Source organism: Microbacterium xerophyticum, from assembly GCF_053543555.1.
Map to the genome: position 1 here is coordinate 419,200 of NZ_JBLVOB010000007.1, position 18,205 is coordinate 437,404.

Consider the following 18,205-nt stretch of genomic DNA (forward strand, 5'->3'; position numbering starts at 1 on the left):
CGGGGCCCCCCTCTTCGCAAGGATCAGCGAGGAATGACTCAGAAGTCGAAGTCGCCGATGTTGTCCGCGTTGAACTCGAACGGGTCGCCGAGCAGAACGGTGCCGTCAGCGCCGACCGTGTACTCGCCGAGATCCCCGGCTTCGAAGGTGTCGCCCTCGGCGCCGGTGATGTCGCCCTGAATGAGTGCGGCTGCCGCGTAGGCGGACAGGTAGCCGAGCTCCTCCGGGTTCCACAGCGCGAACGCGGTGACGGTGCCGTCCTCGACGTACTCACGCATCTGGTTCGGAGTGCCGAGGCCTGTCAGCGCGACGGTGCCCTTGTAATCCGACGTCGACAGGTAGCGCGCCGCAGCGGCGATGCCCACCGTCGTGGGCGAGATGATGCCCTTCAGGTTCGGGTGCGTCTGCAGCAGTGCCGCGGTCTTGTCGAACGAGGTCTGGTCATCGTCGTCGCCGTAGACGGTCTCCACGAGCGTGATGTCGGGGTAGTCGCTCGCCAGGTACTCCGTCATCAGGTCGATCCAGGCGTTCTGGTTGGTCGCGTTCGCCGAGGCCGACAGCACGGCGATCTCACCGGCGCCACCGATCTGCTCGGCGATCAGGTCGACCTGCACCTTCGCGATGCCCTCGGCGTCGGCCTGGTTGATGAACAGGTCGCGGCAATCCGGGTTGGTGTCGGAGTCGAACGTGACGACCTTGACGCCGGCGTCGCGCGCCTCGTTCAGCGCGTCGCAGATCGCCTTGGGGTCGTTCGCCGAGACGACCAGCGCACCGACTCCCTGCTGTGTGGCCGTGTTGATGTAGCTCACCTGGGCGTCGGGAGTCGCCTCCGCCGGCCCCACTTCGGCGAAGGTGCCGCCGAGTTCGTCGACCGCGGTCGTGCCGCCCTTGCTGGATGTGTCGAAGTACGGGTTGCCGAGGTTCTTCGGCAGGAACGTGATGGTGAGGTTGTCGGAGCCGCCTTCGGCCCCGCCGCCGTCACCACCCGACCCTGCGCCGGTGTCGGCGCAGCCGGTCAGGACCAGCGCCGCGGCCACGGCGACAGCCGCGAAGGTCGCGACGCGCTTGCGTGAAAACTTCATTGTTCTTCCTTTCGTGGGTGCTGCCACGGGCGGATGCCGGTGGCACAAGACGCCTCAGGGGGCAGAAGAGGCGATGAGACGTGAGGGAGGTGACTTGGCGCGCAGCCGCTGCGCCCAGGCGAGCACGCTGGCCGCCACCACGGACGCGACGAGAAGCCCGCCGGTGATGATGTTGATGACATCCGACGTGACGTTCGCGAGTCTCAGCGCACTGGAGAGCACGCCGATCAGGAGCACGGCGGCGACCACACCGTGCAACTGGCCACGGCCGCCGAACACCGACACCCCGCCGAGGACCACTGCGGCGATCACCTGCAGCTCGAGGCCGGTGGCGTTGTCGCCACGGGCGCTGCCGAAGCGCAGCGTGAAGAAGATCCCGGCGAACGCCGCGACGACGCCGGCGAGCACGAACAGGATGAACTTCGTGCGTTCGACGTGCACGCCGGAGAATCGCGCAGCATCCTTCGACAGGCCGATCGCGTAGATGCCGCGGCCGAACGGCGTGAAGTGCAGCAGCACCACGAAGATCACGAGCAGGACGAGGAAGGGCACGGTGATGTACGGGATCGTGGTGCCGGCGATCTTCGCCTTGGCCAGTGCCGTCCACATCTCGGGGAAGTCGGTGACCGCCGTGGTTCCGAGCAGTCCGACCGCGAGGCCGCGGAACAGTGCGAGCGTGCCGATGGTGACCGCGAGCGATGGCAGTCCGACCACCGTCACGAGGAACCCGTTGACGGCGCCGCCGACCACTCCGACGGCGAGAGCCGCGAGGGCCGCGACCTCGAACGGGGCGCCCGCCTGCGTGAGCACGCCGGTGACGACGCTGGCGAGTCCGACCATGCTGCCCACTGACAGGTCGATCTCACCCGTGACCATGATCAGTGCCATGGGCAGAGCGATGAGCAGGATGGGGGCGACGTCGAGCAGCAGGTAGTTCAGGGTGATCGGCTGCGCGAATCCTCGCACCGTCATCATCGCGACGATCATCACGAGGACGAGAAGCGCGATGATCGCCATCTCCCTGGTGAGCAGCACCCGGTGCCAGAGCGGGCGGTCGTGCTCCCGGATGACTCGGGTCGTGGCCGTGGCCGTGGTGGCGGTCATGATTCGTCCCTCGCCTCGATGAGTCGCCGTTTCTGTCTGACCGCGAGCACGCGGTCGAGCACGATGGCGCCGATGATGAGCGCGCCGACGACGGCCCGCTGCCAGAAGTCCTGGATGCCGAGGATCGGGAGTGCACGGTTGATGGTCATGAGCAGCATCGCGCCGATCGCGGCGCCCCACACCGAGCCGACGCCTCCGGTGATGGCGATGCCGCCGATCACGGCCGCCCCGACGGCATCCAGCTCCCACCCCGCCCCCGCCTGCGAGCTGACGGAACCGTAGCGGGCGGCGTAGAAGACCCCGGCGAGTCCCGCGAGGGCCCCGGACAGCACGAACGCGGTCAGCAGGCGTCGCGTGACCCTGAGTCCGTAGAGCTCGGCGGCGGCGGGGTCGGATCCGATCGCGTAGTACTCGCGACCGGATCGCGTGTTGCGCATGTACCAGGCGGCGATCGCGAGAACGATCAGCGCGACGATGGCGAGCACGGGGATGCCGACGAGCTGAGCCGTTCCGAGGGCGAGGAAGTCCTTGGGCATGTCGGAGGCGTTGACCCGGTCGCTCCCCGCCCACAGCACGTTGATGCCGCGATAGGCATACAGCGTGCCGAGCGTGATCACCATGGCGGGGACCTTGGCGAAGGCGACCAACGCACCGTTCACGAGACCGAGCAGCGCGCCGAAGACGACGGCGGCGATGACGACGACGACGATCGGGATGCCGGGGATGTCGATGAACAACCGCCCGGTGAGGTAGGCGGTCAACCCCATCACCGACCCCACCGACAGGTCGACGTTGCGGGTGATGATGACGATGGCCTGACCGACGGCGACGAGCACGAGGATCGACGGGGTCAGCAGCAGATCGCGCCATCCGTCGGCGCTGAACAGGAAGTTCGGGTTCTTCGCCGTCGCGGCGATCACGACGAGCGCCAGGGCGATGAGGATGCCGAACTCGCGCGCACGCCCGACGCCTCCGATCGCCTTGCCCAGGCCTGAACGCTGGATCGAAGTGGTGGTCACGAGTGGAGCTCCGTTGCATGTGTGGCGGCGAACATGACGTTCTCGCTGGTCGCCTCTGCGCGTTCGATCTCGGCGGTGATGCGACCTTCGCGCATCACGAGCACGCGGTCGGCCATTCCGAGCACCTCCGGGAGTTCGGACGAGATCATGAGGATGCCCATGCCTTCGCCGGCGAGCTGGGAGAGAAGTCGGTGCACTTCGGCCTTGGTGCCGACGTCGATGCCGCGCGTCGGTTCATCGATGATGAGCACTCGCGGATTCGTCGCCAGCCATTTCGCGAGGACGACCTTCTGCTGGTTGCCTCCGGAGAGCGTCGATGAGACGGTGTCGAGGGCATGCGCTTTGACTTCGAGCCTGCTCGCCCATTCCCTCGAGGCACGGTTCTCCATGCCCGTGGTCAGGAGGCCGAACTTCGCGAGTCTGCTGCGGATCGCCATCGTGATGTTGCTGCCCACACCCGACTCGATCACGAGGCCCTGCTTGCGCCGATCCTCTGGAACCAGCGCGAGCCCTGCACGCATGGCGTGCGTGGGGCTGTGGCGCGGCACGGTCTCGCCCAGCACCCGCACCTCGCCCTCGCGGTACGCGTCGACGCCGAACACCGCACGGGCGACCTCGCTGCGCCCGGCGCCGACGAGTCCGGCGAGCGCGACGATCTCACCGGCCCGCACGGTGAATGAGATGTCGTGGAAGACACCGGGGCTGGTGAGACCCGCGACCTCGAGCAGCGGATCCCCGATCGGCACCGTCTGCTTGGGGAAGAGTTCCGTGACGTCTCGACCGACCATCTGGCGAACAAGCTCGTCGACGGTGGTCTCTGCGATGGGCGTGGTGCCGATGTAGGCGCCGTCGCGCATGACCGTGACGGTGTCGCACAGGGCGAAGACCTCGTCGAAACGGTGCGAGATGAAGAGCACGGCGCGCCCTTCGTCGCGCAGGCTGCGCGCCACCGCGAAGAGCCGTTCGACCTCGACTCCGCTGAGCGCGGCCGTTGGCTCGTCCATGATGAGCACGCTGGCGTCGAGCGAGATCGCCTTGGCGATCTCGATGATCTGCTGGTCAGCGATCGAGAGCCCCTCGGTGATGCGGTCCGGGTCGAGGGCGACGCCCAGCCGCTGGAAGATCTGCTCGACCTCCTGACGCATGGACCTGCGGTCGATGCGTCCGATCCTGTTCGTCGGCTGACGCCCCATGAAGATGTTCTCGGTGACCGAGAGATCGGGGAACAGCGTCGGCTCCTGGTAGATCACGGCGATGCCGGCGGCCTTGGACTGCGCCGTGCTGGTGAAGTCGACGTCGTCGCCGTGCAGGCGGAACTCACCGGAGTCGCGCCGGTAGAGCCCGGCCATGATCTTCACGAGTGTGGATTTGCCTGCACCGTTCTCGCCGATGAGCGCGTGAATCGATCCCGGACGCAACGTCAGGCTGCCCGAGCGCAGCGCCACGACCGGCCCGAAGGACTTCACGACGCGATGCAGCTCCAGCGCGGCATCCGCTGGGCTGCGGTTCTCGACTTCGACGGCCACTGGCGCGTCCTCTCCGTTGAGGGGATCGATCTGATCCGCGACTGAATCTAACATGAATCGATTCAGGTGCGTTTCAAGCTAGTGTATGAAACAACGCCACGAGGTCAACACCGGGTGACCGAATCGTGATCCGATCAACGAGGAGAGGTGAGGTCGTGTCGGTGAGCATCCGCGACGTCGCCCAGCGCGCCGGCGTCTCCGTGGGCACGGTCTCCAACGTGCTCAACCGTCCCGAAGAGGTGTCGGCGGATTCCGTGCAGCGCGTGACTGACGCGATCGAGGAACTCGGGTACGTGCGCAACGACGCAGCCCGCAAGCTGCGCGCCGGCGTCAGCACGACCGTGGGCTTCGTCGTGCTCGATGGGCAGAATCCGTTCTACAGCGACGTGGTGCGCGGCGCAGAGGACGAGGCGACTCGTCACGGCATCGCGATCCTCTACGGCAACACCGATGAGGACCCGTCACGCGAGAAGGTCTACCTCGATCTGTTCCGGGAGCAGCAGGTGCGCGGGCTTCTCATCGCGCCGTACGGCGATGTGATGACGCAGCTGCGCCGGTTCCGTTCCTCCGGCATCGCCACGGTGCTCGTCGATCGGTTCAGCGCCGACAGCGGCTTCTCGTCCGTATCGGTGGACAGCGTCGCCGGGGGCCGCCTCGCGGTGGAGCACCTGATCGAGAGCGGACGACGGCGGATCGCGTTCGTCGGCGGGCCGTTCGAGATGCGTCAGGTCACCGACAGACTCGCCGGTGCACGGGCAGCGGCCGAGAACGCAGCCGTGCGCGTCGACCTCGAGGTCATCCCCACGGCGGCGATGACGGTCGAGGAAGGCGCGGCGGCAGGAAACCGCATCCTCGCGAGGCCGCGTCGGGAGTGGCCGGACGCCCTGTTCGCTTCGAACGATCTGCTCGCGCTGGGTCTTCTGCAGTCGCTCGTCTCGGACGGCCGGATGCTGGTGCCGACCGAGATCGCGATCATCGGGTTCGACGACATCCCGTTCGCGGCCGCTGCGGCCGTGCCGCTGTCATCGATCCGCCAGCCCAGTCGGATGATCGGGCGCACCGCACTGCGGATCGTGCTCGAAGAAGCTGCCGATCCGGACAGCATCCCGCGTCAGACCGTGTTCCCGCCTGAGCTCATCATTCGCCGATCGACGACGGGCTGACTCAGCGGCCTACTCGCGGACGTTGCCGTTCGAGCAGGTCTGCTGCGCGGCCGAGTTGCCCTTGATCGAGTCGGGAAGCGCCACCGCGGTGTCCGTCGGCGCAGGCTGCTCTGTCGCCGGCGCGTCGGGTGCGGGAGCTGCGGGCTCCTGCACCACCACGCCGTCGTTCTCGGTGTTCTCGTGCGTGATCTGCAGCTGCTGGTTCGCGTTGATCGCGTCCCACATCGCCTGCGCGGACTCCGTGTCGGCGACGACCTTGTTGACGTCGTCCGGGTCCTCGTACGTCGGGTACTGCAGGAACACGATGTCCTCGAAAGGCACGTCCTTCACGGCGAGCGCGACCTGCACGATCGTCATCGGGTTGGTCAGCGACGTACTGGCCTCGAGATTGCTGAGCGCCGTGTTCGCCAGCCTCAGCATCGTGGGGACGTTGCCGAGCACCTCACCGCTGATGAGCTTGCGTGCGAGGCTCGACATGTACTGCTGCTGGTTGCCGATACGACCGAGGTCGCTGCCGTCACCGACTCCGTGACGCGTGCGCAGGAACTGCAGCGCCTCGAGTCCCAGGATCGTGTGCGTCCCTGCCGCCATGTCGAGACCGGTGTAGCGATCCTTGATGGGAGTCGCGAGGCAGACGTCGACGCCGCCGATCGCGTTGGTGATCTCGATCACGCCGCCGAATGTGACGGATGCCGCGAACTCGATGTCCTGCCCGGTCACATCCGCGACGGTCTTCGCGACGCAGTTGAGCCCGCCGTCCATGTAGGCGCTGTTGAGCGGCTGCTTGCTCATGGCGGCCGTCATGCTGCCGTCCTCGCGCGTGCATTCCGGGATCGGGAGCATGAGATCGCGAGGGAAGCTCACCGCCGTGATCCGACGGGGTTCCTCCGAGACGTGCAGCAGGATGTTGACGTCGTTGAGGTTGCCCTCGGCATCATCACCGGAGCAGCGGTCGCCGAAGAGGTGCGCGTACTCGTCTTCGCACGTGTCGGTGCCGACGAGCAGCATGTCGAAGCCGCCCTCGTACTCGCTGATGTCCGGCGGCACCGGCTGCTGTCCTTCGAGTTCGACCGCATCCGCCGTCGCCGTGCCGTACAGGTCGCTGACGACGAAGGCGCTCACGCTGACGCCGCTCACCAGCACGACAGCGAGTGCGACGCCGATGATCTTGAGAAGTTGGCTGATCGGGCCAGGAGACTGCAGCTGGCCGTGACGGGCCACAGTCCTGCGGCGACGGATCTTCTCGCTCACTCAATGCCTTTCGAGTCTGTTGCGGTGCTCGGGGGGGGGTACCGCAGTCAGTTCTCTGCGGAGGGTGTGGGATTCGAACCCACGAGACATCTCTGCCCACTGGTTTTCAAGACCAGCTCCATCGGCCACTCGGACAACCCTCCATCGACGGACGAATCCGCCGATCAGTGGTCGAGTCTAGCCGGTTTCATTCTCGCGTCCCCACCTGAGGGACCGCTGGACGATCCAGCAGCGTGTCCAGTGCGACCGCCAGTCCACCATCGGCGACATCGGTCGTGACCTCGCCCGCGGCGTCCTTGACCTCGTCGACCGCCTGCCCCATCGCCACAGCACGACCCCCGACGCCGAGCGCCCAGCTGAACATGCCGAGGTCGTTGCGGCCGTCTCCCGCGACGAACACGTTGCCGCCGTCCATGCCGAGCGCGGCATGCACGCGCGCCAGCGCCGTGCCCTTGTCGACGCCCTGCGGAGCGATGTCGAGCCACGCCGTCCACCCGATCGCGTAGGAGACCTCGTTGAGTCCGGCATCCGCCACCAGCCGGTGGAAGTCGTCCTCGCTGTGCCCCGGCGAGACGACGACCACGCGCGAGACCGGCTCCGCACCGAGCTCGTCGAGTTCGACCAGGCGACCGTCGCCCAGCGTCCAGTCGTCGAGCTCGCCCGTGAACAGGCGCTGGCCGGTCGCGAGTTCGACCATGTAGTGCGCCTCTGGCAGTCGTTCGGTGAGCAGCGCGAGCACGGCGGTCGGGTCGAACGTCTCGACGTGCCAGCGTTCCCATGCATCGCTCACGCGGCGCATCGTCACGGCGCCGTTGGAGCACACCACGAACTCCGGAGTGATCTCGAGCTCATCGACCCAGCGCTCAGTGGCCATCCAGCTGCGTCCGGTGGCGATCGTCACGAAGTGACCGGCGTCGCGCACACGTGCGACCGCCTCCGGCACACCGGGGCTCATGGTCTCGTCCTGCAGGATGATCGTTCCGTCGACGTCGAGGCCGACGAGCCAGGTGTCCGTCACTTCGCCGCCTGCCGAACCGCACCCTGAGCGTCCCGGAGCGTGGGCTCCAGCACCTCCAGCCCTCCGAGATACGGTCGCAGCGCCTCGGGCACGATCACCGAGCCGTCCGGCTGCTGGTGCGTCTCGAGCAGCGCGACGATCCAGCGGGTCGTCGCGAGTGTGCCGTTCAGGGTCGCGACGTGCTGAGTCTTCGCCGCGGCTCCGTCCTCAGCGGCCGGACGGTGGCGCACATCAAGGCGGCGCGCCTGGAACGTGGTGCAGTTGGACGTCGAGGTGAGTTCCCGGAACGCGTCCTGCGTCGGCACCCACGCCTCGATGTCGTACTTGCGCGCGGCGCTGGAGCCGAGGTCGCCCGCGGCGACATCGATCACGCGGTACGACAGCCCGAGCGCGGTGAGCATCTCCTCCTGCAGGGCGACGAGGCGCAGGTGCTCCGCCTCGGCGTCGTCCTGGGTGGTGTAGACGAACATCTCGAGCTTGTTGAACTGGTGCACCCGGATGATGCCGCGGGTGTCCTTGCCGTAGGAACCGGCCTCACGGCGGTAGCACGTCGACCAGCCCGCATAGCGCAGTGCACCACCGGAGAGGTCGACGATCTCGTCCTTGTGGTAACCGGCGAGCGCGACCTCGCTGGTGCCGACCAGGTACAGATCGTCGTCCTTGTCGAGGTGGTAGACCTCGTCGGCGTGCTCGCCGAGGAACCCGGTGCCCTGCATGATCTCCGGGCGCACGAGCGTCGGCGTGATCATCGGCACGAAGTCGTTCTGCAGCGCCTTGTCGAGCGCCATGTTCATCAGCGCGATCTCGAGGCGCGCTCCGATGCCGCGCAGGAAGTAGAACCGCGAGCCCGACACCTTCACGCCGCGCTCCATGTCGATCGCGCCGAGCAGTTCGCCGATCTCGAGGTGATCGCGCGGGCCGTTCGGGAACAGGGTGGGATCGAAGGTCGGCGCTTCACCGACGCGGCGCAGCTCGACGAAGTCGGCTTCCCCTCCGGCGGGCACGCCGTCGATCACGACGTTCTCGATGAGGGCGAGAGCGGATGCCGCGGCATCCGCTGCCTCGTTGGCATCGTGCTGCGCCTGCTTGACGCGCTCGGCGAGCTCCTTCACCTGCGCGACGAGGGCGGCCTTCTCCTCCTTGGGGGCCTTCGCGACCTGCTTGCCGAAGACGTTCTGCTCCGCACGCAGATCCTCGAACGCGCTCAGAGCCGCACGACGCGATCGGTCGGCCTCGATCGCCGCATCGACGGTGGCGGCGTCGTGGCCGCGCGCGATCTGCGAGCGGCGGACGAGGTCGGGCTGGTCGCGGAGAAGAGCGAGGTCGATCATGACCCAAGTCTAGAGCGCGTGCCCGCGCATCAATCCCGACCCGTCGACTCCCGCCATGCCTGCGCGAGGCGCGCGACACCGTCAGTGAGATCCTGCTCGCTCACCTCTGAGAACGACAGCCGTGCGAACCCTCGGAACACGTCGCCTGTCGTGGCGAACCACTCCCCGCGCTGATAGGTCACGCCCAGATCCTGCGCGCGCTCGAACAGTTGCGCGAAGTCGATGTCGCCGGGCAGCCGCATCCACGTGAAGAACCCGCCCTGCGGTTCGGCGATCTCGACCTCGTCTGCGAACTCCGCGCGAAGCGCTGCCGTCAGCGCCTGAGCCTTTCGCGCGTAGCCCGCGCCCGCCGCACGGATCGACGCGTCGAATCGGTCATCGGCCAGCATCCGCTCGACCACGGCCTGCAGGACGCCGCTGGTCTGGCCGTCGAGGCGATTGCGCAACCAGGTGACGCGCTCCGAACGCACGGCGGGGAGCACGATCCATCCGAGGCGCAGGCCAGGGCCGAGAGTCTTCGAGAACGTGTTCACCGCGAAGACGCGGTCGGAGTCGCGGAAGCTGCTGCGCTCGGGAACGGCGGTTCCGGGGAAGGCTATGTCGCGATAGGGGTCGTCGGCGATGATCGCGAAGCCGTACCGCTCGGCGAGCGCGACGAGTGCGGCCTCTCGTCCTGCGCTCAACGTGACACCGGACGGGTTCTGGAAGGTGGGCACGGTGAACAGCGCCTTCGGCCGCAGTCCGGCGCGGAGCAGGCTCTCGAGCTGGTCCGTGTCGATGCCGTCCGCGCCGACCCGCACCGGCGTGACATCGACACCGATCAGGTCGAGCACGCGCAGGAAGAGCGGATACACCGGATCATCGACGACCACCGTGTCCCCGGGATCCAGAAGGCTGAGCACCGCCAGGGCGAGACCGTGCGCACCGCCGTCCGTGATGAGCACGCGATCCGCAGTGACTCCCTCGCGCGCGGCGATGGCGGCACGCAAGGACGGCAGGCCCGACGCCGGTGAGTACTTGAGCAGCGGAGCGAACCCTTCACTCCGGGTCACCTCGACGAAGGCCTCGCGGTAGAGGTCGAGCGGGAGCAGATCGGTCGCCGGGTTGCCGCCCCCGAGGTCGATCGATCCGGCCGCGAGTCGGATGAGGGTCGCGTCTCCGAATCCCTGGCGCGCGGGGAGCCCCGCCAGCAGTTCGCTCGGGGTGAAGGCGGTGTCGGTCATTGTCGTCCGATCGGGTCAGGGGCGGAAGGGGGCAAGTCGGGGGTCGGGGTCGCCCTGCAGATCACGCGCGATGGACTCGGCGAGCAGCGGGGCGAGCGTCATGCCGCTGTGCGTCACCGCGACATACACATCCTGGGCGACACGGCCGATGCAGGGCAGACCGTCGACGGCGTGGGGGCGGATCGCGTGGTCGACGCGCACCATGGCGTCTTCCGGGATGCGCCACCCGAGCGCACTCTCGATCTCGGCGCGCAACGGCGCCCATACCGTTGCGACGGATGCGGTCGTGCCGGTGCGACGCAGTTCGGCTTCGATGGTGAGGCTCTGCGCGGCGATGCGCCAGGGACCGTCGGGTCGCACCTGCAGCCCGCCTGCCGACACGATGCGTTCGACAGGGTGCTCGCCGACGTCGATCCGAGTGAGGAATCCGTCGTCGCCCGCCGAGGTCGAGAGCCTCGAGCCGGCGAGGTCGCCGAGCAACCGCGAGGTCGCGGCGCCGGCAGCCACGAGGATCAGGTCGACCCGACCCACCAGCTCGTGCACGTCGTCAAGGGTGTCCACCGGGGTGTCGGCGCGCAGCGTTCCTCCAGCCGCATGGAAGTCGGCGAGCTGTGCGGTGAGGAACGCATCGGCGTCGACGTACCCGTCGTCCGGGTGCACGGCGCCGTCGACCTCGGCACCGGTCTGCACGAACCACGCGCTCTCGTGCGCGGCCGAGCGCGCAGCGTGCACACGACGTCCGTCCTCGTTGAGTCGTCGGTAGGGCTCCGGGCGCTTCCCGTGCGCGTTGACCCATGCGAAGCTCGCCCGCGACACCGGCGTGACGCCGGCGGGATCCGCCGAGAACAGCACGACCTCGATCCCGAGCTCGGCGATGCGCGCAGCGGCCGACGCCCCGACGACGCCGGCGCCGACCACTGCGACCCGTCGAGGAATCGGAAGCACTGCGACCGTCATCCGTCGATGAAGTGCCGTGCGATGCGGTTGCCGATGAACTGCACCAGCTGCACGAGGGCGATCAGCACGATGATGATCAGGATCATGACGGCATAGTCGAAGCGCTGGTATCCGTATGTGAGGGCGAGGTTTCCGAGCCCACCACCGCCGACCGCGCCGGCGACGGCTGTCGCGTCGATCAGGGCGACGAATATGAACGTCAGCGAGAGCAGCAGCGGACCGAAGGCCTCGCGCACGACGAACCCGAACAGGATGTGCAGCGGCGATGCCCCGAAGGCCTTCGCCGCCTCCACGACTCCGGGATCCACGGCCACGAGATTCGACTCGGCGACGCGTGCGATACCGACGGATGCCGCGATCGTCAGCGGGAGGATGGCCGCCGCAGGACCGATGCTCGTACCGATCAGGGCTCGGGTCAGGGGCGTCAGCGCGATGAGCAGGATGATGAACGGGATGGGGCGCAGCGTGTTCACGACGATGTTGAGTGTCGTGTGGACCACGCGGCTGTGCAGCAGCTGGCCGGGGCGTGTCGCGTACAGGAAGATGCCGAGGATCAGCCCGATGACGGATGCCAGGAAGAAAGCCACCGTCACCATGAACAGCGTCTCGCCGAGCGCGCGTGCGACCTTGGGGATCACGACGTCGAGATCGAGCAGCGCGAGGGTCACCATGTCGTCACCTCGGTACGGGTCGAGAGCTCGGCGAGGAATCGATCGATCGCGGCGTCATCGCCGTGCAGCGCGAGGCTGAGCTGCCCGTAGGGCTGGTTCTTCACCCGAGCGACACCGCCCTGGATGATCGAGAAGTCGACGCTGTGGGCGCGGGCGAGCGACGAGAGCAGCGGTCCTTCGGCGATCACGCCGTCCATCGCGACGGAGATCCGCCTGCCGTCGAAACGGGTCGACAGCTCTTCACGATCCTTCTCGCTCAGGAACGTGCGCGTGTACGAGCCGACGAGGTTGGCGGTGATCGGATGCTGCGGTCTCGCCAGGATCTGGTGGATGTCGCCCGACTCCACCACGTCGCCGTCGCTGAGGATCGAGACGCGGTCGGCGAGCTGGCTCATCACGTCCATCTCGTGCGTGACGACCACGATCGTGATGCCGAACTCCTGGTTCACCGAGCGGAGCAGGTCGACGATCTCGGTCGTGGTCTGCGGGTCGAGCGCGCTCGTGGCCTCGTCGGCGAGCAGCACCGACGGCTTGGCGGCGATGGCCCTGGCGATCCCGACGCGCTGCTTCTGCCCGCCGGAGAGCTGGCGCGGACGAGCGAACGCCTTGCCGCCGAGCCCCACGAAGTCGAGCAGCTCGCCCACGCGGCGGGAGATGTCGTCGTCCTTCCACCCGGCGAGCTTGAGCGGAGTGGCGATGTTGCTGAAGACCGTGCGGGAGTTCCAGAGATTGAACTGCTGGAACACCATCCCGATGCTGTGGCGCAGCGTGCGCAGCTCCACCGGCGACAGCGACTGCACATCCACGCCGTCGACGAGCACACGGCCCTCGGTCGGCGCTTCGAGCCCGTTGATCATGCGCAGCAGCGTCGACTTGCCCGCTCCCGAGCGACCGATCAGGCCGTACACCTCACCGGCACGCACCGAGATGTCGATGTCGCGGAGCACGCGGAGGAGCTCGCCCTTTCGGCCCGGGTAGTCCTTGGACACCCCGGACAGCTGGATGCGCTCTGTCATACGAACCTCGGTCTGATCGTGCGGCGCGGCCGCACTGCGGGAGTTACTGTGCGACCAGCTCGGCGAGAGCAGCGCGCAGGTCGTCCACCGGCAGCTCGACGATCGTGGCCTCGCCGCGCTTCTCCTCCTCCAGGGCGCTGACTACGCGATCGTCGCGGTAGGTCTTCTCGAGCAGCGCCCACGCCGGGTCGTCTGCGCGGTCGGCGGTCGTCGCGACGACGATCACATAGGGACTGGATGTGGTCGCCGAGGAATCCTCGAGCACGAGAGCATCATCGCTCGTGATCTCCAGCGCAGGATCGAAGTCGTCCGTGGCGAGCACGACCGCGGAGATCGTCGGGTCGCTGTAGCTGGTCTGCACGGACTCGTGCGCGATGCGCACGAGCTCGATCCCGCGCGGGTTCGCCGTGATGTCCTCCTCGGTGGGGAACACCCCGGCGTTCTCGTCGATCTCGATGACTCCGGCGGTCTGCAGGATGAACAGCGCACGGGAGAAGTTGGCCGGGTCGTCCGGCACGGCGATCTTGGCACCGTCGGGGATGCTGTCGGCAGAATCGAGATCGTCGGAGAAGAGTCCCCATGCCGAGATCACCGTCGAGAACACCGGTGTGATGTCGGAGCCGTTCTCCTTGTTGAACTGGCTGAGCCAGGCGACGTGCTGGAAGGAGTTCCCGTCGACCTCGCCCTCCACCAGCGCGGTGTTCGGCAGGTACGGGTCGTCGAAGTTCACGAACTTCAGGTCGAGACCGTTCTCGCGGCCGACCTCGATGATCGCGTCCTGGAAGTCGCTCTGCGCGGTGTCGGCGATCGTGAGCTGGATCAGTTCGTCATCGCCCGCGGCTTCGGGGGCGGAGTTCTGCACGACCGCGGGGATGATGATCGCCGCCGCGACGGCGACGACGGCGACCGCGCCGCCGATCAGCCACAGACGCCTGCGCTTCCTCTGCTGTGCGAGGTGCGCGTCGATCTCGTTCTTGGTGTGGTTCTGCTCTGACATGGGCGGGGCTCCTGCGGGGCGGGGCGGGCGGGCAGTCGGGGCTGCATCCATCCCGAGGCGGCGCACATCTGAAGGACTGCGCGGTGATCCCCGATGCTACCGAGAGAGCGCGCCGCTGCACGAGTCGCACGGTAACGTGCCGACACACTGGGGCGGGGTTAGAGTAACGCCATGACGACGCGTGCCACCAGACGCCAGGCAGCACTCGTCTACAACCCGATCAAGGTGGATGAGAAGCGTCTGCGCGCCGCCGTTCGGGATCTGTCGAAAGACGCGGGGTGGTCCACGCCGTCCTTCCATCAGACCACCGTGGAGGATGCCGGACAGGATGCCGCGCGATCGGCCATCAGCGAGGGCGCGGATGTGGTGCTCGTCGCCGGAGGTGACGGCACTGTGCGGGCGGTCGCGGAGGCCATGGCCGGCACCGGCATCCCGTTGGCCATCATCCCGAGCGGCACCGGCAACCTGCTCGCCCGCAACCTCGGGCTCCCCCTCACCGTCCCCGAGGCGATGATCAGGGCCGCGCTCGGAGGTTTCCACCATCCGATCGACATCGGCTGGGCCGCGCTCACCCGTGAGAACGGCGACACGAGCGAGCACGCGTTCGTCGTTCTCGCCGGCATCGGGCTCGATGCGGACATGATCGCGAACACGCGCCCCGATCTGAAGAAGTCGGTCGGCTGGGTGGCGTACGTCGACGGCGCCGCGCGATCGCTCCCGAATGCGAAGCCGTTCCGCATCGTCTACCAGATGGACGAGTCGCGTCTGCACTCGACGAAGGTGCACAGCGTGCTCTTCGCGAACTGCGGCACCCTCCCCGCCAGGATCGCCCTGATCCCGTCAGCATCCATCGTCGACGGCGAGATGGATGTCGCGATCATCCAGCCGAGCGGTCCGTTCGGCTGGCTCGGGGTCTGGCGCAAGATCTGGTGGGACAACTCGGTGCTGCGCAGGTTCCGCGCCGGGCGGCTCGTGCTGCAGCGACGGGGCAGGGATGCATCCGTGCGCTACCTGCGCGGAAAGGTGGCCGAAGCGGCCGCCACACGGCCGACGCCGATCGAGCTCGACGGAGACGCCTTCGGCGACGCGGTGCGCATCCGCTGCCGGATCGCGCCGGGCTCCCTGCTGCTGGCGCTGCCAGAAGGCCACCCGGTCGACACGCTCTGACCGTCCGAACCCGCGCCGATCAGCGACGGCTCAGCCTCTGAGCACCGGCACCGTCGCGTCGAGGTTGCCGCCGACGAAGGTCAGGACGAACTCGCCGTCATCCGCATCGTCGTCGCTGTCGTCGTCGTCGCTGAACCCGAGCACGGTCGCGCGTGGCGCCATGTCCATGGTGCACATGCCGTCCTCGGTCGTGAACGTGACGGTCGCGCCGCCGGCCTGCTGCTCGAGGCCTTCGACGATCGGCGGGCAGGTCGATGAGCCCCACGTCAACAGCACCACGCCCTCGTCGTCGAACCAGCCGGCGCTCGGTGCGTAGTCGGTCGAGCTGCCGGGTGTCGCGGTGAGATCCGGGTTCCCGTCGAGATCGACGTCGTCCGTGACGTCGCCGAGCGTGACGATGAACTCGACGTCCTTGGTCGGATCCACCCCTTCGGGGATCGCTCCGACGCTCGCGCGCGCCGCGAGGTCGGAGGTGCACGCCTTCTCGGCGTCGCCGGAGGTGGGCGAATCGCTCAGTGACACGGTCACCTTCTGCCCGTCACCGGTGACCTCGTCCACGATCGGGACGCACGTCGATGAACCCCAGGTCACGATGGCGAACATGCGGCCGCCGTCCAGCCACGCGGCCTCGACGTCGTCCTCCCCTCGCGGCTGCGTGGCCGAGCCTGAGCCGTCCGACGTCGCGCTGCTCGTCGGCGCCGGCGCCGGTGCGCTCGACGTGGGTGCGCAGCCTGCCACGAGCAGTGCGGCGGCGAGCGCGGTCGAGGCGGCCAGGACGAGACGCGATGGGGAGGTCATGCCCTCAGATTAGTCGTCCGCCGCCGACGTGTCAGTGCGGTGCGCGACATCCCGTCGAGGCGGCGCTCACTGCAGCGCGGATGTGAGCCTGGCGAGGTTGTCGAGCACGGTTGAGCGCAGTGGCTGCTGCAACCACTCCTCGAGCGTGAGCTCCCGGCTGAAGGCACGGTATTCGTCTTCGACAGCACGCATCTCGGCGACGAACTCCTCCCCCCGCACCAGCATCGAGATCTCGAGGTTCAGACCGAACGAGCGCATGTCCATGTTGCTCGAGCCGATGACGGCGACCTCATCATCGATCGTGAGGCTCTTGGTGTGCAGGATGTAGGGCCTGCGATACATCCAGATGCGCACGCCCGCACGCAGCAGCGCCTCGTAGTAGCTGCGCTGCGCGTGGTACACCATGGCCTGGTCGCCCTCTTCCGACACGAACAGCTCGACCTCGACTCCTCGGTCGCTGGCAGCGCTGACGGCGAGCAGCAGAGCCTCGTCCGGCACGAAGTAGGGGCTCACGATCATGATCTTCTCGCGGGCGGCGTACAGCAGCGTGAGGAAGAGCCGCAGGTTGTTCTCGACCTCGTAGCCGGGGCCGGACGGCACGATCTGGCAGTCGAGGTCTCCGCTGCCGATCTCGGCCTGCGTGATGTCGATCTCGCCGAGCACCTCGTCGGTCTCGCTGTACCAATCGCTGAGGAAGATGGCATTGACGCTGAGCACGATCGGGCCGTCGACCCTGACCATCAGATCGACCCAGTGCAGTCCGCGCTTGATGTTCTTGGGCAGATTGTAGGTCGAGTCGGTGACGTTCTGCGATCCGACGAAGGCGACGTTGCCGTCGACGACCAGGAGCTTTCGGTGGTTGCGCAGATCCGGGCGCTGCATGCGGCCCTTCAGCGGCTGCATCGGCAGCATGAGGTGCCAGTCGGCCCCCATCGCGTCGAGGCGCTTGATCGTCTTGCGATAGCGGGGCTTCCAGCGGTTCGCCCAGTGATCGAGCAGCACCCGCACCGTGACACCGCGAGCGGCGACCTCTTCCATGGCACGGAAGAAGTTGTCGGTCGACGCATCCGATTGAAGGATGTAGAACTCCACGTGGACGTAGTCGTCCGCGGCACGGATGGCATCGGCCATCTCGTCCAGCGATCCCTGATAGTCGCTGATCAGGTGGGCGCCGTTGTCGCCCGAGATCGGCAGAGCGCCGAGCTTCTGGTTCATCGCGACGAGAGGCGGGAACCACTCCGGCGCATTCGGCCTCAGCGTTCCGAAGTGCAGCTGATCCGCTGTCTCCGCGATGTACGCGTTGATCTGATCCTGCTTGCGACGTCGAGCACGCGGAAGCCGCGGGTTGCCGATGACGAGGAAGAGGATGACGCCGATGTACGGGATGAAGAACACGGCGAGCAACCACGCCATCGCGGCCGTCGGACGACGGTTGCGAGGTATGACGATGATCGCCGTGACACGGATCGCGAGATCGATGACGATGGCGATGCCGAGCACCCACCACGGCCACTGATCCATGCGACACTCCCGACGTCCACCGCGCGCTTCGCCGAATGCGGCGTAGGCCTCAGCGTAGTCTGTGCCGGCGACACGGCCGGCAGGCGCGGTGGGACGCCGCCGTGCGGCGAAGGCGCGGGTCGGCTCAGGAGGTGCGGGGCGGAAGGCCGCGGGCAGCGCGCTCTTCGGCCTCGATCCGCGCATGCGCCTTCCGCTCTGTGCGGTCGGAGCGGATGATGCTGCGCATCACGATGAAGAAGACCAGGCTCACTCCGATGGTCGGCAGAAGCGACCATGCTGCGGCGACCCAGAATTCATCCATACCTCCATCGTACGTCGACGCGGCACCGCCCGACTCTCTCTGCACCTCTCCGCGACGCTG

At 67.6% G+C, this 18,205-nt stretch carries 17 protein-coding genes and 1 tRNA gene; 2 read left to right on the forward strand and 16 right to left on the reverse strand.

The genetic code is table 11. The annotated features are described in order from the left end of the window. Positions 1 to 38 precede the first annotated feature (38 nt). Genes rhaS through ACNPNP_RS13610 form a run of 4 tightly spaced genes read right to left on the reverse strand, consistent with a single transcriptional unit; the run spans position 39 to position 4,785 of the window. Positions 39 to 1,082 (reverse strand): rhamnose ABC transporter substrate-binding protein, encoded by a 1,044-nt coding sequence (rhaS, locus tag ACNPNP_RS13595; RefSeq protein ID WP_448966565.1) that lies wholly within the window; start codon positions 1,080 to 1,082, stop codon positions 39 to 41. A gap of 54 nt (positions 1,083 to 1,136) precedes the next feature. After that, a complete protein-coding gene (locus ACNPNP_RS13600) occupies positions 1,137 to 2,186 on the reverse strand; it encodes an ABC transporter permease (protein WP_448966566.1) in 1,050 nt (349 codons plus the stop codon). Beyond that, entirely contained in the window at positions 2,183 to 3,205 is a 1,023-nt protein-coding gene (locus ACNPNP_RS13605) for an ABC transporter permease (RefSeq protein WP_448966567.1), read from the reverse strand. Before ACNPNP_RS13605 ends, ACNPNP_RS13600 begins: the two co-directional genes overlap by 4 nt. Continuing rightward, positions 3,202 to 4,785 (reverse strand): sugar ABC transporter ATP-binding protein, encoded by a 1,584-nt coding sequence (locus ACNPNP_RS13610; protein WP_448966568.1) that lies wholly within the window; start codon positions 4,783 to 4,785, stop codon positions 3,202 to 3,204. Before ACNPNP_RS13610 ends, ACNPNP_RS13605 begins: the two co-directional genes overlap by 4 nt. Positions 4,786 to 4,886: 101 nt before the next feature. On the opposite strand from ACNPNP_RS13610, the gene ACNPNP_RS13615 reads away from it, so the two are divergent. Then, positions 4,887 to 5,894, forward strand: a complete 1,008-nt coding sequence (locus ACNPNP_RS13615) for a LacI family DNA-binding transcriptional regulator (RefSeq protein WP_448966569.1) — start codon at positions 4,887 to 4,889, stop codon at positions 5,892 to 5,894. 9 nt (positions 5,895 to 5,903) lie between these two features. Here the strand turns inward: ACNPNP_RS13615 and ACNPNP_RS13620 are convergent, their stop codons facing one another. From ACNPNP_RS13620 to ACNPNP_RS13660, 9 genes are all read right to left on the reverse strand, one after another. Further along, on the reverse strand, positions 5,904 to 7,145 hold the full coding sequence (locus ACNPNP_RS13620; protein WP_448966570.1) for an LCP family protein: 1,242 nt from the start codon (positions 7,143 to 7,145) through the stop codon (positions 5,904 to 5,906). 58 nt (positions 7,146 to 7,203) lie between these two features. Continuing rightward, positions 7,204 to 7,288: transfer RNA gene (locus ACNPNP_RS13625), tRNA-Ser, on the reverse strand. Between the two features lie 44 nt (positions 7,289 to 7,332). Then, the gene (locus ACNPNP_RS13630; protein ID WP_448966571.1) at positions 7,333 to 8,163 is read right to left on the reverse strand and encodes an HAD family hydrolase; all 831 of its coding nucleotides are present in this window, start codon (positions 8,161 to 8,163) and stop codon (positions 7,333 to 7,335) included. Continuing rightward, positions 8,160 to 9,494, reverse strand: coding sequence for a serine--tRNA ligase (gene serS, locus ACNPNP_RS13635; RefSeq protein ID WP_448966572.1), 1,335 nt, complete (start codon positions 9,492 to 9,494; stop codon positions 8,160 to 8,162). Before serS ends, ACNPNP_RS13630 begins: the two co-directional genes overlap by 4 nt. 29 nt (positions 9,495 to 9,523) lie before the next feature. Continuing rightward, positions 9,524 to 10,717, reverse strand: coding sequence for an aminotransferase-like domain-containing protein (locus tag ACNPNP_RS13640; RefSeq protein ID WP_448966573.1), 1,194 nt, complete (start codon positions 10,715 to 10,717; stop codon positions 9,524 to 9,526). A 15-nt stretch (positions 10,718 to 10,732) separates the two neighbouring features. Continuing rightward, positions 10,733 to 11,674, reverse strand: a complete 942-nt coding sequence (locus tag ACNPNP_RS13645; protein ID WP_448966574.1) for an NAD(P)/FAD-dependent oxidoreductase — start codon at positions 11,672 to 11,674, stop codon at positions 10,733 to 10,735. Further along, positions 11,671 to 12,345: a methionine ABC transporter permease gene (locus ACNPNP_RS13650; protein ID WP_448966575.1), complete on the reverse strand. Its 675-nt coding sequence runs from the start codon at positions 12,343 to 12,345 to the stop codon at positions 11,671 to 11,673. Before ACNPNP_RS13650 ends, ACNPNP_RS13645 begins: the two co-directional genes overlap by 4 nt. Then, positions 12,339 to 13,361, reverse strand: a complete 1,023-nt coding sequence (locus tag ACNPNP_RS13655) for a methionine ABC transporter ATP-binding protein (RefSeq protein WP_448966576.1) — start codon at positions 13,359 to 13,361, stop codon at positions 12,339 to 12,341. Before ACNPNP_RS13655 ends, ACNPNP_RS13650 begins: the two co-directional genes overlap by 7 nt. A 43-nt stretch (positions 13,362 to 13,404) precedes the next feature. Next, complete coding sequence (locus tag ACNPNP_RS13660) at positions 13,405 to 14,358, reverse strand: MetQ/NlpA family ABC transporter substrate-binding protein (RefSeq protein ID WP_448966577.1); 954 nt, start codon at positions 14,356 to 14,358, stop codon at positions 13,405 to 13,407. Between the two features lie 171 nt (positions 14,359 to 14,529). Between ACNPNP_RS13660 and ACNPNP_RS13665 the strand changes: the two genes are divergently transcribed. Beyond that, positions 14,530 to 15,525 (forward strand): diacylglycerol/lipid kinase family protein, encoded by a 996-nt coding sequence (locus ACNPNP_RS13665; RefSeq protein WP_448966578.1) that lies wholly within the window; start codon positions 14,530 to 14,532, stop codon positions 15,523 to 15,525. A 30-nt stretch (positions 15,526 to 15,555) separates the two neighbouring features. On the opposite strand, the gene ACNPNP_RS13670 is transcribed toward ACNPNP_RS13665, so the two are convergent. The 3 genes from ACNPNP_RS13670 to ACNPNP_RS13680 all read right to left on the reverse strand — a co-directional run bounded on the left by ACNPNP_RS13670 (position 15,556) and on the right by ACNPNP_RS13680 (position 18,145). Beyond that, on the reverse strand, positions 15,556 to 16,323 hold the full coding sequence (locus ACNPNP_RS13670; protein WP_448966579.1) for a hypothetical protein: 768 nt from the start codon (positions 16,321 to 16,323) through the stop codon (positions 15,556 to 15,558). Positions 16,324 to 16,389: 66 nt separating this feature from the next. Then, complete coding sequence (gene cls / locus ACNPNP_RS13675) at positions 16,390 to 17,844, reverse strand: cardiolipin synthase (RefSeq protein ID WP_448966580.1); 1,455 nt, start codon at positions 17,842 to 17,844, stop codon at positions 16,390 to 16,392. Positions 17,845 to 17,968: 124 nt separating this feature from the next. Further along, positions 17,969 to 18,145, reverse strand: a complete 177-nt coding sequence (locus ACNPNP_RS13680; RefSeq protein WP_448966581.1) for a hypothetical protein — start codon at positions 18,143 to 18,145, stop codon at positions 17,969 to 17,971. Positions 18,146 to 18,205 lie beyond the last annotated feature (60 nt).